Source organism: Bacillus sp. DNRA2, from assembly GCF_012843265.1.
GTDB lineage: Bacteria > Bacillota > Bacilli > Bacillales > Cytobacillaceae > Bacillus_BU.
Genome location: NZ_JABAIT010000042.1, coordinates 1 through 19356, shown reverse-complemented (window position 1 = coordinate 19356; position 19356 = coordinate 1). Strand labels below are relative to the sequence as shown.

Below are 19356 nucleotides of genomic sequence, written 5' to 3'. Positions count from 1 at the left end.
GGGCTGTTAAAAATTTTACTATTCCGCAGTAGCTCAGTGGTAGAGCAATCGGCTGTTAACCGATCGGTCGTAGGTTCGAGTCCTACCTGCGGAGCCATTCTTAAAATTGACAATTAGTCATGTGAGCTTGGCAATGTGCTTCCATAGCTCAGCAGGTAGAGCACTTCCATGGTAAGGAAGAGGTCACCGGTTCGAGCCCGGTTGGAAGCTCTCTAAAATTTTATATGGCCCCTTGGTCAAGCGGTTAAGACACCGCCCTTTCACGGCGGTAACACGGGTTCGAATCCCGTAGGGGTCACCATGTGGAGGATTAGCTCAGCTGGGAGAGCATCTGCCTTACAAGCAGAGGGTCGGCGGTTCGAGCCCGTCATCCTCCACCATTTATGCCGGTTTAGCTCAATTGGTAGAGCAACTGACTTGTAATCAGTAGGTTGGGGGTTCAAGTCCTCTAGCCGGCACTTGTTTTTTTGGAGGGGTAGCGAAGTGGCTAAACGCGGCGGACTGTAAATCCGCTCCCTCAGGGTTCGGCGGTTCGAATCCGTCCCCCTCCACCATTCAAATAGTAATAATAATTGGACATGAAGGTTTGTCCTTTTTATTTTGAAGATAACTATTAATTGAAAATTGCGAAGATTATCTTTGTGCTATTTTTGGTTATACTAATAATACACGATGGGCTATAGCCAAGCGGTAAGGCAACGGACTTTGACTCCGTCATTCGTAGGTTCGAATCCTGCTAGCCCAGCCATTTAATTTTTTACAAAAAGTAAATTACTTCGAGCCATTAGCTCAGTTGGTAGAGCATCTGACTTTTAATCAGAGGGTCGAAGGTTCGAGTCCTTCATGGCTCATAACGTTTGAAAAACAGACAATAATTTATATTGTTATGACTACATATTCAGCATAAAATATTGATATGCGGAAGTAGTTCAGTGGTAGAACACCACCTTGCCAAGGTGGGGGTCGCGGGTTCGAATCCCGTCTTCCGCTCCAAATAATGGGGCCTTAGCTCAGCTGGGAGAGCGCCTGCTTTGCACGCAGGAGGTCAGCGGTTCGATCCCGCTAGGCTCCACCATCACACTACATATTGACCTTAATCCAATCGGATTAAGGTTTTTTTATGCGAAAAAATATTACATTCTATAAAATGAAAGGGACTTCCAATAGTTGATTTTTCTATAGTTAAGCGCATATATATGCAAAATTTTGCTGTGTTGAGTCATTCCCCTCAGAAAAGGTAAAATAGAAATGAACACTAAATTCTGAACAGTTAAAATATAAAGAAAGCTGGGGGGAAGAGTGATGATCAAAATTGCAGTCATCGGTATGCCGATGGACCTTGGGCAATTACGTCGAGGTGTAGATATGGGTCCAAGTGCAATGAGGTACGCAGGCATGATTGAGAAACTAAAAAAACTAAAATATCAAATAGATGATTTAGGTGATATACCAATTGGCAGGCCAGAAGTAGTAATTTGTAAGGATACTAATTTAAGAAACTTAGAGTTAGTGTCTGAAAAAAGTGCTCTTTTGGCAGAGAAGGTGGATGGAGTAGTGGCTAATGGTGCCTTCCCACTTGTGCTCGGAGGTGATCACAGTATTGCGATTGGAACTCTTGCGGGTGTGGCGCGACATTATCAAAACTTAGGGGTCATTTGGTATGATGCCCACGGTGATCTTAATACAGCTGAAACTTCGCCATCCGGGAATATCCATGGAATGCCACTTGCAGTCAGCTTAGGGATAGGGCATTCAATATTAACAGAGCTTGGCGGATATTCACCAAAAGTTAAACCGGAGAACGTTGTGATTATTGGAGCTAGAGCGCTGGATGAAGGAGAAAAAGCGTTAATTCGCGAGAAGGGAATAAAGGTTTACACTATGCATGAAATCGACCGTCTGGGAATGACGAGGGTGATGGAAGAGACGATTGCTTACCTTAAAGATAAAACAGATGGTGTTCATTTATCACTTGATTTAGATGGATTAGACCCAAATGATGCACCTGGAGTAGGAACTCCTGTTATTGGAGGGATTAGTTATCGGGAGAGCAATTTAGCGATGGAAATGCTCGCTGAAGCAGAGATCATTACATCTGCAGAATTTGTTGAGGTAAATCCGATTCTCGATGAAAGGAATAAGACGGCTACCGTTGCTGTTGCGTTGATGGGCTCATTGTTTGGTGAGAAGCTATTGTAGCTTTATCCTTTATATTCTTTTCAAGCTGCTGATGCAATCGGCAGCTCTTTTTAACGCTTTAACGTAGTGGGGGACTGTCCCCCACTACGTTAAAGTGTTAATATAGAAGGAGTGTTTTTTTATTATAAATGAAACCTTTTCAGCTATACATTCGTAGTATCGTATAGCCGCATGGAGCGGAGGTAAATGAATGGAAGAGATTGTGAAGAAAAGGATTAAACAAGTTTTGAAGGGCGATCAAAATGCCTTTGAATATATAGTTGATATATATAAGGACAAGGTATATCAAATATGCTACAGAATGCTGGGAAACAAGCATGAATCTGAGGATGCCGCTCAGGAGTCATTCATAAGAGCGTATATGAATCTTAGTAGTTTCAACTTGAAGTTGAAATTTTCAAGCTGGTTGTATCGAATTGCAACCAATCTATGTATTGACCGGCTAAGGAAAAAGAAGCCTGATTATTATTTAGATGCTGAAATTGCCGGAACAGAAGGCTTAACTTTATACTCGCAAATCCCTGCGGAGACCGTACTTCCAGAAAAGGAGTTAGAGAGCATGGAGGTACAAGAGCGAATTCACCAAGAAATTTCTAAACTGCCAGAAAAATATCGGGCTGTCATTATATTAAAGTACATTGAGGAACTGTCGTTAAATGAAATTAGTGAAATTCTTGAAATGCCTTTAGGCACAGTAAAAACAAGGATACATCGAGGTCGTGAGGCACTCAGAAACCAATTAAGATATGTTTATTGAAAGGGTGATAGTCGTGAAATGTTCTGAAGAAGTAGTCCTATTAATGCATGAATACTTAGACGAAGAGATAGCACCCGAAAATGAAAAAAAGCTTCATGAGCATTTAAATGCTTGTCCAGATTGTAATATATACTTTGAAGAGATGAAAAAAACGGAGGCATTCCTAAAGCAACCCGTTTCGATGAAAGCACCATTGGATTTTACAACAAATGTAATGGCAAAGCTGCCGCAGGTCCAACCTAAAAAGTCAAAGGGTATTAAGAATTGGATTAAATATCACCCGTTTTTTACAGCTGCTTCATTGTTTATTGTACTGATGGCAGGTTCGTTAGTTTCTAATTGGCAAAATGATCAATTTTCTGTTACGAATCAAGCAAACCTTATTGTAAAACAGCATAAAGTCATTGTGCCGAAAGGTGAAGTCGTCAAGGGAGACATTGTTGTCAAAAATGGCGATTTAACAATTGAGGGTGAGGTTCAAGGCGACGTGACCGTCATTAATGGTGATCATTATTTAGCTTCAGCAGGTCATGTTACCGGGGAAATAGAAGAGATTGATAAGGTGTTTGAATGGTTGTGGTACAAGATAAAAGATTCAAGCACGAAGGTGGCTTCATTTCTTAAGTAATCAAGATGAATGAAAGCAGTTGCTCCTAAGAGCAGCTGCTTTTGTTAGGAACGAGAACTTACTTTAGCTATGCAAAGTCTCATGGTATAATATAAAAGCTACATAAGTCTAAAAATGAGAGAACGTTTTGTGTTTTCACTAAACTGTTGGGGGAAATACCATGTCGATTGCCAATTTTAATATATGGGGTTCTCTTGCTGATATTGTAGACATTCTCCTTGTTTGGTACGTCATATATAAAATCATTAATTTGATTAGGGGAACTAAAGCTGTTCAATTGTTAAAAGGTATCTTTGTCATCTTATTAGTTAAGTTTATTAGTGACACTCTAGGTTTTAATACATTGAGTTGGATTATGGGCAATGTTATTACCTGGGGGTTTCTGGCCATTATTATTATCTTCCAGCCTGAATTGAGGCGAGCATTAGAACAATTGGGTCGAGGCAAGTTCTTTTCCAGAAGTGGAAATCCTGAGGAAGATGATCAAGACAAATTTATTGAATCAATTGTTAAAGCAACCGATTATATGGCGAAACGCCGGATAGGGGCCCTGATTTCAATCGAGCGTGAAACAGGGATGGGTGATTACATAGAAACTGGAATTCCATTAAACGCAATGGTTTCATCTGAGTTATTGATTAATATTTTTATTCCAAACACACCTTTGCATGATGGTGCCGTAATTATCCAACGAAGCACGGTTGCAGCGGCTGCCTGTTACTTACCATTGTCTGAGAGTCCGTTTATTTCTAAGGAGTTGGGCACACGCCATCGCGCGGCACTTGGAATTAGTGAAGTTACGGATAGTATTACGATTATCGTATCTGAAGAGACTGGAAATATTTCATTAACCAAAAATGGGGAGCTGCATCGAGGATTGACCTTGGATGCTTTTAGAAGCTTATTAGAGAATGAATTGGTTGCAAAGTATAAAGTAAAACCAACTTCTTCGGCCCGTTGGAACTGGAGGGGGAAAAGAAATGGATAAGTTCATGGATAATCCATGGTTTATGAAGGGAGTTGCCCTTGTTCTTGCCCTGCTCCTGTTCTCGTCTGTTTCTGATGGACAGGGAAATGAAGCAAAGGAAAAAAATGTCCCTGCTAACCAGCAGGAGGAAACGGTTAAAAATGTACCGGTAAATAGTTATTTTGATACGGAGAACTTTGTTGTTTCCGGAGTTCCCGAATCTGTAGATGTAATAATAGAGGGACCGAAAAGCATCGTCCAAACGACAGTGTCATTAAAAAACTTTGAAGTATTTGTTGATTTGACGGATGCAAAGATTGGAACACAAACGGTTAAGCTTGAAGTGAAAAATCTATCTGATAAGTTGGATGTCACAATTAAACCTGCAACTGCAAAGGTAACCTTGCAAGAAAAAATAACAAAAGAATTCAAGGTCGAAGCAGAATTTAATCAAAATTTGCTTGATGATGGATATACCGCATTAGAACCTGTTGTTCAACCAAATACAGTTGAAATAACTGGGGCAAAAGGGGACGTTGAAAAAATCAGCTATGTAAAGGCCACGGTTGATGTGAATGGAAACGTAGAAGAGACCATCACTAAAAATGCAAAAGTATTGGCCTTTGATCAACAGTTAAATAAATTAAATGTAACGATAAAACCGGAAACTGTAAAAGTGACGATTCCTATTAAAAATACCAATAAAACAGTTCCGATTAATATAGTTCAAAAAGGAACATTGCCTAGCGGAATCGCTATTGATAGCATTACTTTAGATAATAAAGATGTTAAGATTAGCGGTAATGAAGATATTGTAAGAGAAACCGAGTCTGTTCGAGTTGAAGTGGACCTTTCTAAAATTAGTGAAAGTACCGTCATTTCAATACCAGTAATTGTTCCGGAAGGCGTTACAAAAGTAACCCCGGATGTTGTCAAAGCGACTATTAAAGTGAGTAAACAAGAACAAAAGTCAATATCTGGAGCCCTGATTAAAGCGGAAGGGTTAGCAGATGGTTATGATATCGTTTTTAGAGATCCAGAAAACGGGAAAATTTCATTTACTGTTAGTGGTTCGAGTGAGACGATAAAGCCGCTGACAGAGGCGGATTTTCGGATATATTTAAATGTTGCAAATCTCGGTGAAGGGGATCATGAGGTTCCAATTGCTGCTAGCGGTCCAAATAACGTAAATTTAAGATTAGAAAAGGAACGCGCGAAAATATCAATCGTTAAAAAAAATGAAGCTTAAATAATGTGAGATAATTGAAGGAGAGATAGTTATAATGGGAAAATATTTCGGTACCGATGGTGTTCGCGGAGTTGCTAACAGCGAATTGTCACCGGAATTAGCGTTTAAATTAGGCCGATTTGGAGGGTATGTTCTTACGAAGGATAAGGATCGTCCAAAGGTATTAATTGGAAGAGATACACGAATTTCCGGACATATGTTGGAAGGCGCACTTGTTGCCGGATTATTATCAATAGGTGCCGAAGTAATGCGTTTAGGCGTCATTTCTACACCAGGCGTTGCATATTTAACAAAAGCACTAGGAGCACAAGCAGGAGTCATAATTTCTGCATCACATAACCCAGTTGCTGACAACGGAATTAAATTCTTTGGTCCAGATGGCTTTAAGCTATCGGACGATCAAGAAGCTGAAATCGAACAGTTATTGGATCTTGAAGTGGACCAGTTGCCTAGACCAACAGGTGCCAATTTAGGACAAGTAAATGATTATTTTGAGGGTGGCCAAAAGTATCTTCAGTACTTAAAACAGTCTGTCGATGAAGATTTTTCAGGAATTCATGTTGCATTAGACTGTGCCCACGGTGCAACGTCATCACTCGCAACTTATTTGTTTGCTGATTTAGATGCGAATATTTCAACGATGGGGGCATCACCAAATGGACTTAATATTAATGATGGTGTAGGTTCAACTCATCCTGAAAGCTTAGCGAAATTTTTGCTTGAAAAGGGTGCAGATATTGGCTTAGCTTTTGATGGTGATGGTGACCGTTTAATCGCGATTGATGAAAATGGCCAAATTGTTGATGGCGATCAAATTATGTATATTTGTGGAAAGTACTTAAAAGAACAAGGGCGCTTAAAGCATGGCACAGTTGTTTCAACCGTGATGAGCAATCTTGGTTTTTACAAAGCGTTAGAAACACATGGAATCCAGAGTGTACAAACAGCTGTTGGTGACCGTTATGTTGTAGAGGAAATGAAAAAAGGTGGCTATAACCTCGGCGGAGAACAGTCCGGTCATATTATCTTCCTTGATTACAACACAACTGGTGATGGTTTACTTACAGGTCTCCAGTTAGTCAATATTATGAAGGTTACTGAGAAATCTTTATCAGAGCTTGCTGCAGAAATGAAGAAATACCCGCAAGCCTTAGTCAATATTAAGGTAACTGATAAATATCATGTCACTGAAAATGAAAAAGTAAAACAGATCATTGAATCTGTAGAACAAGAAATGAATGGAAATGGGCGTGTTCTTGTTCGCCCGTCCGGTACAGAGCCTTTGGTTCGAGTAATGGTCGAAGCAGCTACCGAAGAGAGTTGCCAAGCTTTTGTAAAAGCAATCGCAGAAGTTGTTAAAGAAGAAATGGGACTAAAAGAGGCATAAAAAATCAATATGCATAAGAGCACCAATTTGGTCTCTTATGCATATTTTTTATTATGAGTTTAAAAAAGTGGATTATTTTACAAACTATCGAAGCCTTGTTCAACAATTGACGAATAGGGAAAACTATTATATGATTAACTTGATTTTTGCTTAAAAAAATCCACTAAAAGGAGGGTTATTTTACAATAAAATACATCTTTTAAAGCGCCTGAACTAATCGGAGGAGATTAGTTGACGAGGAGGAGGTTTATCGAAGTTTCGGCGGATGCCTCCCGGTTGCTGACGCACAACCGATAATTCTTTCCCTAAATCAATTGGGTAACCTGTTGGACAAAAGGAAAGATGTTGCGCAAGTAGGGTAGTTAAAACTACTGACAATAAAATAAAACACACAGAGATGAGGGGGCAAGTCTGCCCCCCGGGTAACTTGCCCCCTTGTTAACCAAGGAGGAAAATCACACATGTGCGGTATTGTTGGATATATTGGAACGGAAGATTCAAAGGAAATCTTATTAAAAGGTTTAGAGAAGCTTGAGTATCGTGGCTATGACTCAGCTGGTATTGCTGTTATGAACGAAGATGGTGTCCATGTATTTAAAGAAAAAGGACGCATCGCCGATTTGCGTAATGTTGTAGATACAGGTGTATTAGCATCGGCTGGAATTGGGCATACGCGTTGGGCAACTCATGGGGCTCCAAGCAAAGTCAATGCACATCCGCATCAAAGCACTACAGACCAGTTTACGCTTGTTCATAACGGCGTTATCGAAAACTATGACCTATTAAAGCGTGAGTATTTAAAGGATGTTACTTTAAAGAGTGATACAGATACAGAAGTAATCGTGCAGTTAATTGAACTGTTTGTACGTGAAGGCTTGACTGTTGAAGAAGCGTTTCGCAAAACGCTGACACTTTTAAAGGGCTCCTACGCACTTGCTCTTTTAGACAATCAAAATATTAATACCATTCTTGTTGCGAAAAATAAAAGCCCGCTATTAGTCGGTCTAGGTGAAGATTTCAATGTGGTCGCAAGTGATGCGATGGCAATGCTTCAAGTGACTAATCAGTATGTTGAATTAATGGATAAAGAGATGGTGATTGTGACAAAGGAGAACGTAACAATCAAAAATCTTGATGGTGATGTAATGAGTCGCGATCCATATACTGCTGAGCTTGATGCCAGCGATATTGAAAAAGGAACCTATCCGCACTATATGCTGAAGGAAATTGATGAGCAGCCACTTGTCATGCGCAAAATCATTCAAATGTACCAAAACGAGCAGGGCCAATTAACGGTTGATCAAGAAATTGTTGATGCCGTAACGGAGGCTGACCGGATTTATATTGTTGCAGCTGGTACGTCCTACAATGCAGGATTGGTTGGTAAGCAATTAATCGAGAAGATGGCGAAAATTCCGGTAGAGGTTCATATTGCCAGTGAATTTGGCTACAATATTCCATTGCTTTCTGAAAAACCGTTGTTTGTTTTCATTTCTCAAAGTGGTGAAACTGCGGATAGCCGTGCGGTGCTTGTTCAAATAAAAGAATTGGGTCATAAGGCGTTAACGATTACGAATGTTCCGGGCTCAACACTTTCACGTGAAGCGGATTACACGTTATTGCTTCATGCCGGTCCTGAGATTGCAGTTGCGTCAACAAAGGCTTATACTGCGCAAATCGCTGTATTAGCGATTCTTTCTGAAGTAGTTGGTAAAAACCGTGGCTTTAAAATTGATTTTGATTTAATTAAAGAGCTAGGGATCATTGCCAATGCTATGGAAGGTTTAGTTGATTCGAAGGATGTTTTCGAAGCGATGGCTTGGGAATACATGACTACGACTCGCAATGCGTTCTTTATTGGCCGTGGTGCTGACTACTATGTCTGCCTTGAAGGTTCATTAAAGCTTAAAGAAATTTCCTACATTCAAGCTGAAGGATTTGCCGGCGGCGAATTAAAGCACGGTACAATTGCCCTAATTGAAGAGGGAACTCCAGTTATTGCGTTAGTGACTCAAGAACTTGTAAGCTTAAATATCCGTGGAAATGTTAAAGAGGTAGCTGCTCGTGGAGCTCATACTTGCATCATTTCTATGAAGGGACTTGAAGCGGAAGGTGACCGTTTCGTACTCCCAGAAGTTAATGAATTATTAACACCTCTTGTCTCTGTAGTACCATTGCAATTACTTGCATACTATGCAGCCCTACACCGCGACTGTGACGTCGATAAGCCAAGAAACTTGGCAAAAAGTGTAACGGTTGAGTAATCAAATAAAAGGGTCCCGATGAAATATAGTTTCATCGGGACTTTTTTTGAGGGAATCTTATAATAGTTTCTATGACCAGTTTTTATTTTTGTAAAGTTATGTAAAAGAAAACGGTTAGCTCTTGAAATGGTTCATTGGGGCTTTGATGATCACGTTTCGTCGAATTTGGACAGTAAAATTAATATAGCCAAGGGTTGTAAACTCTTGGCTATACTTTCCATTTTCCCAGTAATTTCTCCAACTCTTTTCCCAATCTGGTATTTTTAAATTTATAGTTTTACTGCCTCAATAAAATATGAAGCAACAAAATCTTCGATATTTTTTTCAGGAGTCCAACTACGAATAATCTCTTTACTATTATCCTTTAAAGTCATTTGGATGTTATCAAAACCCGCTTCACGGATGATTGCTTCTAGGTCATCGATATACTCTGCACCACCAATACAACCAGAAACCAATGACATGTCTCGCTTAATATTGTCTGGTAATTCTGCTGTTGCCACAACATCTGAAATGGATAATCTTCCTCCTGGCTTTAGTACACGATAAGCATCTTTAAAAACCTGCTTTTTATCTACTGAAAGATTTATGACACAATTAGATATAATCACATCAACTGAAGCGTCAGCAACTGGTAAATGTTCAATTTCGCCCAACCTAAAATCAATATTGCTATATCCACTCTTTGCAGCATTTTTCCTTGCTAATTTAACCATATCAGGAGTCATATCAACTCCGATTACATATCCATTCTCTCCAACGTGCTGTCGAGCAAGAAAGCAGTCAAAACCCCCGCCACTGCCGAGATCAAGAACTGTTTCTCCTTCCTTTAGGGAAGCAATCGCTAAAGGATTTCCGCAACCTAACCCCATATTGGATTCGAGTGGCACATTAAGAAGATTTTCCTTAGAGTATCCTAATTTTAGTGATGTTGCTTCAATATCCATAGGCTCACTACAATCACACCCACCACTGCAACAACTACTGTTGCCCCCACTTAATGCAATTTCTGTGTAATTTTTACGAATGTGTTCACGGATTTCTTCTTTTTTTTCCATTTTAGCACCTTCTCATATTTTATTTATTCAATTATTAGTTATTTTCCTTTAGAGTCAATATTTTCGATTTTGAAATGATGAAGAAAAGAACATCCAATTCAAATGCATTCGATAAAAACTTGTAATAACATCTTTAAACATACGGCCCTCTATTGAATTTATTTGAGTTTCGCAAGTATTACTTTAAAATATTAACCTCCATTATCTTGGAGGACAACATTTACTTTCTGATTTTTTCATGGTTTCCTCAAGTAAATCTAAAGATCGAATAATCGTATCGCGCTCGAAAACACTTAAATTGGAGAAGAGGGAATTAAGATATTTGTTCATTTCATTATTAATATTTTGCTCAGTAGCGGTTCCTTTAACTGTTAAAGATAAAAGATTTACTCGGTTATCATTTGGATGGGGTGTCTTTTTCACTAAATCTCTTTCTACAAGAGTCTTTACCTGTCTGCTAAATGTAGTTATGTCCATACCTAATGCATTAGCAACATCTTGCATTGAAGGCGAGGACTGTCTAGATATTTCATACAAAATGTGACTTTGAACGAGGCTTATATCATCACCACAACAGTCTTCACAGCAACGCTCGTTAAGAAAGCCGAATCTTCGTACAATCATCTGCATTAACCCGCGCAAGTTGTTATTTTCCATTTTTCTCACCTCTGATTTATTTATATACTATATACTTGCGCTTTGCAATCTTTAATATTTACGAAGTGCAAATATTTTACTGAGTGGGATTTTACAGTGAAGCATACAAAAAGTAACGAAGGGATATGTTTTACTTTGAATATGGTGCTTTAGCAAAAAAGAAAGGAGAATTAATATGTAGTCAACATATTAATTCTCCTTTAGGTTTATTAGCTTAGTCCCCCACTGATAAAATCCTGTTTTATAAAAAGAGCGGAACAATAATCGGTGCGATAATCGCGGTAAATATAGCTGCAAGTCCCATTGCTACCCCCGCAATTGCTCCTTGAAGCTCACCTTCTGTTGCTGCTTGAGCTGTACCTTGACCGTGAGAAATTGTTCCAAGTGCCAGTCCTCTTGAAAGAGGGTGAGTAATGTGGGTGATATTCATCAACCATGGGCCGAGCATAGTGCCAAGAATACCTGTCATAACAACAAATGCAGCTGTTAAGGCAGGGTCGCCACCAATAATCGCCGAAACCTCAACGGCGATTGGGACAGTTACAGATTTCACACTGCCAGAAGCTATGACTTCATGAGATAAGTTTAATAATTTTGCCAAAATGACCGCAGAAGTAATCGTGGATACCGTTCCAAGCATGATCCCAAGTAACGCAGGTCCACTATATTTTTTGATCATATCTCGGTTTTTATATAAAGGAACCGCTAAAGCCACGGTTGCAGGACCCAATAAAAAGGTCATGATCTCCTTAGCGATTGTGTATTCCTCAAAGTTGATGTCTAGTAATAGTAAAAGAATAATGATTAATGCCGTACTAAAGAATACAGGTGTTGTAAACGGGGAAGGATAGCGCTTCCCAGCGATTTTTGAGAGTAAATAGGCTCCAACTGTAATCGCGATACTAAGCGATGTGACGAGTGCGACCATCTTCTGCACCACCTTTCCTTTTCGCTAATCCTTGCGAAACAAAGCCTGTTACAAACATTCCGACTACGATACTGCCAATGACAACAATGAGCAATGACAGCCCGCTTTTTAAAAATAACGAGCCAAAATTCATTAATCCAACTGCAATTGGAATAAAGAAAAAAGCCAAATGTTTTATTAAGAATGACGAGGCATCCTCAATCCAATTTAATTTAACAACACCAGTCAATAAAAGTACGAATAACATAACCATTCCAATGACATTTCCTGGTATAGGTAAGTTGAATGTTTCGACTAGATAATAGCCAAATTCATTTAAGAGCCAAAGAAAGAATAATTGAACAGTGATTATGAGTGTTTTTTTCATACGGAAGCTCCTATGTTAAGTTCTGTGGAATTATTTTGGAATAACATTAGTATAGCATAAAAAATATCAAGAAATGTAAACAAGGGGAGAAGCTTTTAAAAGCTTCTCCCCTTGTTTATTTTAGAAATGGTAATAGCTATAAAGCAAATAGGCAATCCATTTGCAATGAGGTTGATTACGGATATTTTCTAGAAGTCCCTTAATGATGGCGCGACTGTAGGTTTGCTGCTCAAGTTGTTCTTTTAGCAAAATCAATGACTCTTTTTCAATAGATTCGTCCATTTCTGCAATTTTTTGCTTTATCAATAGCTTGATTTGCTCAACGGTATCATCTTGCTGATCGTGAGTGGCAGGTAAAATCTGAATCATTTCCTTCGTAATAAACGGAGTGGATGTCTGTTTTGCAAGCAAGTCGGTCTTTTCTACGAGTGATTGAGCCAAAAGATGTAAATCAACCGGGATATTATAAAATAAAAACAAGTGTGAATAAGTATTCATAAAGGCTTTAATGCAAAACATTAAATCATATTTGCTTTCTTGGACTTGGTCCCCATACAGGCGCTCAACCATAGAGAGGATTGTTACCTCTAATAACCGATCGTAATGCTGGAGTTTGATAATTAATTGTTCATTTAATGAGGAGGTTTGTTCCTTCATTAAGACTTTGGCAAAATCAGAGTGCTTTTGAAAAGAATCATAAATGGAATAATAAAATTCATATAAGAGATTCTCATCCTGTGTACTCCTGACTATTTGGTCAATATCGGAAATAAATTGCATCATAAAGTGGTCAATGAGTGCTAAAATCAATTCGTCCTTTGACTTGAAGGAGAGATAAAATGCACCTTTAGAGATGCCACAATAATCGGTTATTTGCTGAACGGTTGTTGCTTCGAATCCTTGCTTGGCAATCAACTCTAGTGCCTTTTCCATGATTAATTGTTTCTTGATCATTTTGTTTCGCTCCCCGTGGTATTTCATTGACAAATGACTGATTAGTCATTAGTATAAGAAAAGTAAAATGATATGTCAATTTAAGGTGGTGCAAGGGTGAAAGGTTTAGTTAGTTTTGTGATAAAGAATAAGTTGGCCGTTTGGTTGCTGACGATCATCATAACAGTATCTGGAATTTATTCAGGTACACAAATGAAAACGGAAACGATACCTGATATTTCGATTCCTTATTTAATGATTATGGGCGTCTATCCTGGTGCAACTCCTGAAAAGGTAATGGAAGATATCTCGATGCCAATAGAGAAGGCGGTTGAGGGACTAGAAGATGTAAAATATGTGTACTCCAATTCTTATTCTAACATGAGTAGTATCCAAGTTGAGTATGAATATGGAATTGATATGGATGAGGCAAAGCGTGCCTTACAAGCTGCAGTTGACGCGGTTGAAATGCCTGAAGCTGCTCAAAAGCCGACAATTACGGCAATCAGCATGAATATGATGCCGATTATGGCGTTAAGTGTCAGCAGTAACACAGAGGATATTGTTGATCTAACTTCAACAGTTGAGGATGTTTTGATTCCGAAAATCGATAAGATCGATGGAGTCGCATCAACTACGATTACAGGTCAGCACATTGAAGAAGTTGAATTTACTTATGACAAAGCGAAAATGGAGCAGCTTGGTCTAACGGAAGATACCGTTAATCAAATGATTCAGGCTAGTAATTTATCAGTTTCGTTAGGACTTTATAAGTTTGACGAAGGTGAACAAGCTGTATCTGTTGATGGCAAGTTCATGACTATGAAGGAATTAAAGGATATGCTGATTCCAGTAACTCCGTCAGCAACGAATCCAGTTCCGTTTGTGAAGTTATCTGATATTGCTAAAATTGAAACCGTTGGTCGTGTTCAATCAGTTTCTCGTACAAATGGTGAAAACGCAATAGCGATTCAAATTGTAAAAGAACAACAAGCCAACACTGTCGATGTAGTCAATAAAGTGAAGGATTTAGTAAAAGAGCAAGAGAAGAAGATTGATGGTCTTGTCATTGATGTTTCGCTTGACCAGGGTAAACCAATTCAAGAGTCGGTTTCAACAATGGTTGAAAAAGCGGTATTTGGTGGCTTAATTGCTGTATTAATTATTTTACTGTTCCTTCGTGATTTTAAATCAACGATCATTTCGATTATTTCTATTCCAGTTTCGATTTTTATGGCATTTTTAATTTTGCACTGGTTGGATATTACCTTAAATATTATGACACTTGGAGCGATTACGGTCGCAATCGGCCGGGTTATCGATGACTCCATTGTAGTTGTGGAAAATATTTATCGCCGCCTGCATTTACGTGAGGAAAAATTAACCGGCCGTGCCCTTGTGCGTGAGGCAACAATTGAAATGTTTAAGCCGATTTTATCGTCCACACTTGTTACAGTTGCCGTGTTTGCACCATTAATCTTTGTTGGTGGTATGGTTGGTGAGTTATTCGCGCCGTTTGCGTTAACGATGACATTTGCATTAGGTGCATCGCTGTTGGTGGCGATTACGATCGTACCAGCATTAGCCCATTTCCTATTTAAGAAAAAGCTTTACGGTGAAAAAACGGAAAGCAGCCATAAGGATTCTGGTAAATTGGCCAATGGGTACAAAGGTGTACTAAATTGGACGCTTAATCATAAAGTAATTACCTCAATTATTGCAATTGTATTATTGGCTGGAAGCTTAGGCTTAACGCCGATTATTGGCTTTAGTTTTATGGGTAGTGAAGAAGATAAGGTAATGTATTTAACCTATACTCCAGAAGCGGGAGAGCTTTGGGAAGAGACATTAGCTAATATTGATAAAGTTGAAAATAAGTTATTGAAGCGTGATGATATTGACATCGTTCAGGTATCTGTAAACGAGGAAGCCGATCAAATGACAGCGATGATGGGCGGAAAAGCTGGCGGCGGATTAATGTATTTAATCTTTGACCCAGATATGGAGAACTTCCCAGAGGTTCGCAAAGAAATTGAGGATTATGTCACTAATATTGGCCAATCAGGCGAATGGAAGAGCCAAAACTTCACTTCAATGGGCGGTATGGGAACAGATGAAGTAAGCTATACCCTTTACAGTGAAAACCTGGACAAGCTTTTTGATTCAGTAAAACAGGTTGAAAAAGTGATGAAGAAAAGCGATCGCCTGGAGGATGTAACCTCTAGTGCCGAAGAGGCATATGTTGAGCATCGCTTTAAAGTTGACCAAGCGGACTTGCTGAAATATGGCTTAACGGCTGGTCAAATCGTCATGATGCTTAATCCAATGCAGAAACAAGAAGTATTGACAACGATTGAAAAAGACGGTGAATCATTGGAAGTGATTGTGCAACAGGATCAGAAGCTTCAGCCGAAATCAATTGATGAAATGTTGGCGACTCCAGTACCAACAGCACTTGGAACGACAATGCCTTTATCTGAGCTTGTAAAAGTGGAAGAAGGCACGACATTAAATACACTTGCCCGCAGTAAGGGTGAGTATTATGCAAGTGTGACAGGTAAAATTATTGGCAAGGATATTTCCAAAGCAACCTCAGAACTTGATAAGAAAATCGACAAATTGGATTTACCAAAAGGGGTAACACTAGGTGTTGCCGGAGTTCAAGCGGATATGACGGAAACCTTTACCCAGCTTGGCGTAGCGATGCTTGCGGCAATCGCCATTGTGTACTTTATCCTTGTGGTAACGTTTGGTGAGGGCTTGGCGCCATTCGCGATTCTCTTCTCGTTACCATTTGCAGTAATTGGTTCGTTCGTTGGCTTGTTAATTGCCGGTGAGACGATATCCGTATCTGTCATGATGGGTCTGTTAATGCTGATTGGTATTGTTGTTACGAACGCGATTGTGTTGGTAGACCGAATTATTCATATGGAACAAGATGGATTATCAATGCGTGAAGCGATACTCGAAGCAGGCTCGACCCGTTTAAGACCAATTTTGATGACGGCAATCGCAACGATTGGTGCGCTAATCCCGTTAGCTGTTGGCTCTGGCGGTGGCGGTTTAATTTCTAAAGGTCTAGGTATTACCGTAATTGGTGGTTTAACAAGCTCGACGTTATTAACATTGATTGTTGTACCAATTGTATATGAGGTATTATCTAAGCTATTTAAGAAAAACCGACGTGACGTTGACGAAAATTAATATTCTTTAAACAGAACCCTGCAATGTGGTTGATCCCGTTGCAGGGTTTTTTGTAATGAAATGAGGTTGTCTGAGGCAAAATAGCCTCGAAGCTTATCGCAGCAACAAGGAGGATATAAATGGATCAACAAATGCGTTATGGCGATGATTATAAATTTATTCCTGCTACCTCGATTGGCAGCGGTGTAGGTATCGATGTGTTATCTGACTTATATAGCTATACGGTTCAAATAGTGAATATTGTATTGGTTGGCGACCCAAAAACACGAGACTTTGTCCTTATTGATGCGGGAATGCCAGACTCAGCTGAAGATATTATCGCCATCACCGAGGAACGCTTTGGCAACAAATGCCGCCCTAAGGCAATCGTATTAACACATGGCCATTTTGATCATGTAGGAGCAATTATTGAACTGATTGAGCATTGGCAGGTTCCTGTATACGCTCATGAATTAGAACTTCCATATTTAACTGGACTACAAAGCTACCCTGAGCCGGACCCAACGGTAGAAGGGGGAATGGTAGCAAAAATGTCCCCATTATTTCCGAATGAGCCAATCAACATAAGTGGTCACGTTGAAAAGCTGCCGGCTGACGGAACCGTTCCGCATCTGCCTGAGTTTCGTTGGATTCATACGCCCGGACATACACCTGGACATATTTCTTTATTTAGAGAAAGGGATCGAGCGTTAATCGTTGGTGATGCTTTTGTAACAGTGAAACAAGAATATCTTTATAAGGTCATGACTCAGGAGATGGAAATCAGTGGTCCACCGCGGTACTTGACACCTGATTGGAATGCTTCAAAGCAATCGGTACAGAAACTGGCTGCATTAAGGCCGACTGTTGGCATCACCGGTCATGGGCTGCCGATTTCAGGAGATGTGCTAACGAACAGTCTTAACCAACTTGCTGAGTGTTTTGATGAGATTGCCATTCCTGAATTTGGTCGTTATGTAGAGATAATGGAGCATTAATATTTGCTAATAAGATCGTAAATGTACCATGGTTCATTCGTGGTCCTTTTACGGTCTTTCCTTTTTGTTGCGCGGTTTTTGTCGAAAGTTTTAATGTTGGCAACAATCACTATGCCAAAATCCAATTTTGAATAGATGGATACGGGGTTGTAAACGCTTTAATATAAAACTAGAAACAAAAACAAAAAATATAAATAAACTTGAAGGGGGATTTACGATAATGAACCAAACGAGTCAAAATAAATCTGATGCAAAAGTAAAAATTCAAAAGTTTGGTAGTTATTTAAGCGGCATGGTTATGCCAAACATTGGAGCTTTCATTGCATGGGGACTTATCACAGCATTATTTATTCCAACTGGTTGGTTTCCAAATGAAGAATTCGCGAAGCTAGTTGGACCAATGATTACCTATTTATTGCCATTATTAATCGGTTTTACTGGTGGTCGTATGGTCCATGATATCCGCGGTGGGGTAGTTGGTGCTACTGCAACGATGGGAGTTATTGTCGGAACAGATATCCCGATGTTCTTAGGTGCAATGATTATGGGTCCTATCGGTGGATATCTCATTAAGAAATTCGACCAAGCAATCCATGGTAAAGTTAAACAAGGCTTTGAAATGCTAGTAAACAATTTCTCAGCTGGAATCATTGGTGGTATTTTAACACTTGTAGCATTTAAAGGAATTGGTCCAATTGTTGAAGGAATTAGTAAAACATTAGCTTCTGGAGTAGAGTGGATTGTTGATGCAAATCTTTTACCACTTGCGAACGTTATTATCGAGCCAGCAAAAATTTTATTCTTAAATAACGCAATTAACCACGGAATTTTAAGTCCGTTAGCAATTGACCAAGCAGCAGATGCTGGAAAATCAATTCTATTCTTATTAGAAGCAAACCCTGGTCCTGGACTTGGAATTTTACTTGCCTTCATGCTTTTCGGAAAAGGTACTGCGAAGCAAACAGCTCCTGGAGCAGCAATCATCCATTTCTTGGGCGGTATTCATGAAATTTACTTCCCGTATATTTTAATGAAGCCAGTCCTTCTAGTTGCAGCAATTGCCGGTGGCGTCAGCGGTGTGTTCACCCTAAATCTATTTGATGCAGGTCTTGTAGCAGCTCCATCACCAGGTAGTATCTTCGCTGTACTAGCGATGACTCCTAAGGGTGGTTATCTTGGAGTACTTGCCGGTGTATTCGTAGCAGCAGCTGTATCATTTGGTGTTGCAGCATTCATTTTAAAAACAAGCAAAGCAACTGAAGAAGATTTAGCGGAGGCTACAGCTAAAATGGAAGAAATGAAAGGTAAGAAGAGCTCCGTTTCTTCAGTGTTAAATGATACTGTAACAACAATTTCAGCTGGTAAAGTAAACAAAATTATCTTTGCTTGTGATGCCGGAATGGGATCAAGTGCAATGGGAGCTTCAATTTTACGAAACAAAGTGAAAAAAGCTGAGTTAGATATTGATGTCACAAATACAGCAATTAATAATTTACCTAGCGATGCTGATGTTGTCGTGACTCATAAGGACTTAACAGATCGTGCGAAGGCGAAGCTTCCAAATGCGATTCATATCTCAGTTGAAAACTTCTTAAATAGCCCTAAATACGATGAATTGATTAGTGAATTAAAATCATAAATAAATTAGAAGAATCTAGCCAACAAGCTAGGTTCTTTTTTTGTTGTTTAGGAAATTATAAAATTCTCGACTTGTGGATAACTGTTCGATACACTGTTCGTATAAATCCTTAGGGGAATGGATATGGGTAAACAAAAGAGCG

The 19356-nt window shown here is 39.3% G+C and carries 15 protein-coding genes and 10 tRNA genes; 20 read left to right on the top strand and 5 right to left on the bottom strand.

Annotation, left to right across the window (positions count from 1 at the left end):
• Positions 1 to 22: 22 nt before the first annotated feature.
• The 17 genes from HHO41_RS21000 (at position 23) to glmS (ending at position 9451) form a co-directional block, all read left to right on the top strand.
• A tRNA-Asn gene (locus HHO41_RS21000) sits at positions 23 to 97 on the top strand.
• Between the two features lie 40 nt (positions 98 to 137).
• Positions 138 to 210: transfer RNA gene (locus HHO41_RS20995), tRNA-Thr, on the top strand.
• A gap of 16 nt (positions 211 to 226) precedes the next feature.
• Positions 227 to 301 (top strand) — tRNA-Glu (locus tag HHO41_RS20990).
• 3 nt (positions 302 to 304) lie between these two features.
• Positions 305 to 380 (top strand) — tRNA-Val (locus tag HHO41_RS20985).
• A gap of 5 nt (positions 381 to 385) precedes the next feature.
• A tRNA-Thr gene (locus tag HHO41_RS20980) sits at positions 386 to 458 on the top strand.
• Positions 459 to 469: 11 nt separating this feature from the next.
• A tRNA-Tyr gene (locus HHO41_RS20975) sits at positions 470 to 554 on the top strand.
• A 119-nt stretch (positions 555 to 673) separates the two neighbouring features.
• Positions 674 to 748, top strand: a tRNA-Gln gene (locus tag HHO41_RS20970).
• Positions 749 to 778: 30 nt separating this feature from the next.
• Positions 779 to 851, top strand: a tRNA-Lys gene (locus tag HHO41_RS20965).
• A gap of 67 nt (positions 852 to 918) precedes the next feature.
• Positions 919 to 993 (top strand) — tRNA-Gly (locus HHO41_RS20960).
• Between the two features lie 6 nt (positions 994 to 999).
• Positions 1000 to 1075, top strand: a tRNA-Ala gene (locus tag HHO41_RS20955).
• A gap of 227 nt (positions 1076 to 1302) precedes the next feature.
• Entirely contained in the window at positions 1303 to 2199 is an 897-nt protein-coding gene (rocF, locus tag HHO41_RS20950; RefSeq protein ID WP_169102350.1) for an arginase, read from the top strand.
• Positions 2200 to 2389: 190 nt separating this feature from the next.
• A complete protein-coding gene (gene sigW / locus HHO41_RS20945; RefSeq protein WP_169102348.1) occupies positions 2390 to 2956 on the top strand; it encodes an RNA polymerase sigma factor SigW in 567 nt (188 codons plus the stop codon).
• A 13-nt stretch (positions 2957 to 2969) separates the two neighbouring features.
• Positions 2970 to 3584: a zf-HC2 domain-containing protein gene (locus HHO41_RS20940; protein ID WP_169102346.1), complete on the top strand. Its 615-nt coding sequence runs from the start codon at positions 2970 to 2972 to the stop codon at positions 3582 to 3584.
• Between the two features lie 160 nt (positions 3585 to 3744).
• Complete coding sequence (cdaA, locus tag HHO41_RS20935) at positions 3745 to 4572, top strand: diadenylate cyclase CdaA (protein ID WP_169102344.1); 828 nt, start codon at positions 3745 to 3747, stop codon at positions 4570 to 4572.
• Positions 4565 to 5800 (top strand): CdaR family protein, encoded by a 1236-nt coding sequence (locus HHO41_RS20930; RefSeq protein WP_169102342.1) that lies wholly within the window; start codon positions 4565 to 4567, stop codon positions 5798 to 5800. The genes cdaA and HHO41_RS20930 overlap by 8 nt, the downstream gene beginning before the upstream one ends.
• Before the next feature lie 34 nt (positions 5801 to 5834).
• Positions 5835 to 7187: a phosphoglucosamine mutase gene (glmM, locus tag HHO41_RS20925; protein WP_169102340.1), complete on the top strand. Its 1353-nt coding sequence runs from the start codon at positions 5835 to 5837 to the stop codon at positions 7185 to 7187.
• A gap of 461 nt (positions 7188 to 7648) precedes the next feature.
• Complete coding sequence (gene glmS / locus HHO41_RS20920) at positions 7649 to 9451, top strand: glutamine--fructose-6-phosphate transaminase (isomerizing) (protein WP_169102338.1); 1803 nt, start codon at positions 7649 to 7651, stop codon at positions 9449 to 9451.
• Positions 9452 to 9720: 269 nt separating this feature from the next.
• Here glmS and HHO41_RS20915 read toward each other — a convergent pair whose 3' ends face one another.
• The 5 genes from HHO41_RS20915 to HHO41_RS20895 form a co-directional block, all read right to left on the bottom strand.
• Positions 9721 to 10509 carry an arsenite methyltransferase gene (locus HHO41_RS20915; RefSeq protein WP_169102336.1) on the bottom strand — a complete coding sequence of 263 codons (789 nt, stop codon included), beginning with the start codon at positions 10507 to 10509 and terminating at the stop codon, positions 9721 to 9723.
• 201 nt (positions 10510 to 10710) lie between these two features.
• Positions 10711 to 11166 carry a MarR family winged helix-turn-helix transcriptional regulator gene (locus HHO41_RS20910; protein WP_169102334.1) on the bottom strand — a complete coding sequence of 152 codons (456 nt, stop codon included), beginning with the start codon at positions 11164 to 11166 and terminating at the stop codon, positions 10711 to 10713.
• A gap of 241 nt (positions 11167 to 11407) precedes the next feature.
• Complete coding sequence (locus tag HHO41_RS20905; RefSeq protein ID WP_169102332.1) at positions 11408 to 12094, bottom strand: LrgB family protein; 687 nt, start codon at positions 12092 to 12094, stop codon at positions 11408 to 11410.
• Positions 12069 to 12461: a CidA/LrgA family protein gene (locus HHO41_RS20900; RefSeq protein WP_169102330.1), complete on the bottom strand. Its 393-nt coding sequence runs from the start codon at positions 12459 to 12461 to the stop codon at positions 12069 to 12071. The genes HHO41_RS20905 and HHO41_RS20900 overlap by 26 nt, the downstream gene beginning before the upstream one ends.
• A gap of 120 nt (positions 12462 to 12581) precedes the next feature.
• Positions 12582 to 13415: a TetR/AcrR family transcriptional regulator gene (locus HHO41_RS20895; RefSeq protein WP_169102328.1), complete on the bottom strand. Its 834-nt coding sequence runs from the start codon at positions 13413 to 13415 to the stop codon at positions 12582 to 12584.
• Positions 13416 to 13511: 96 nt separating this feature from the next.
• Between HHO41_RS20895 and HHO41_RS20890 the strand changes: the two genes are divergently transcribed.
• The 3 genes from HHO41_RS20890 to HHO41_RS20880 all read left to right on the top strand — a co-directional run bounded on the left by HHO41_RS20890 (position 13512) and on the right by HHO41_RS20880 (position 19214).
• Positions 13512 to 16598, top strand: a complete 3087-nt coding sequence (locus HHO41_RS20890; RefSeq protein WP_169102326.1) for an efflux RND transporter permease subunit — start codon at positions 13512 to 13514, stop codon at positions 16596 to 16598.
• Between the two features lie 119 nt (positions 16599 to 16717).
• A complete protein-coding gene (locus tag HHO41_RS20885; RefSeq protein ID WP_169102324.1) occupies positions 16718 to 17575 on the top strand; it encodes an MBL fold metallo-hydrolase in 858 nt (285 codons plus the stop codon).
• A gap of 220 nt (positions 17576 to 17795) precedes the next feature.
• Positions 17796 to 19214 carry a PTS mannitol transporter subunit IIBC gene (locus tag HHO41_RS20880; RefSeq protein WP_169102322.1) on the top strand — a complete coding sequence of 473 codons (1419 nt, stop codon included), beginning with the start codon at positions 17796 to 17798 and terminating at the stop codon, positions 19212 to 19214.
• Positions 19215 to 19356: the final 142 nt, after the last annotated feature.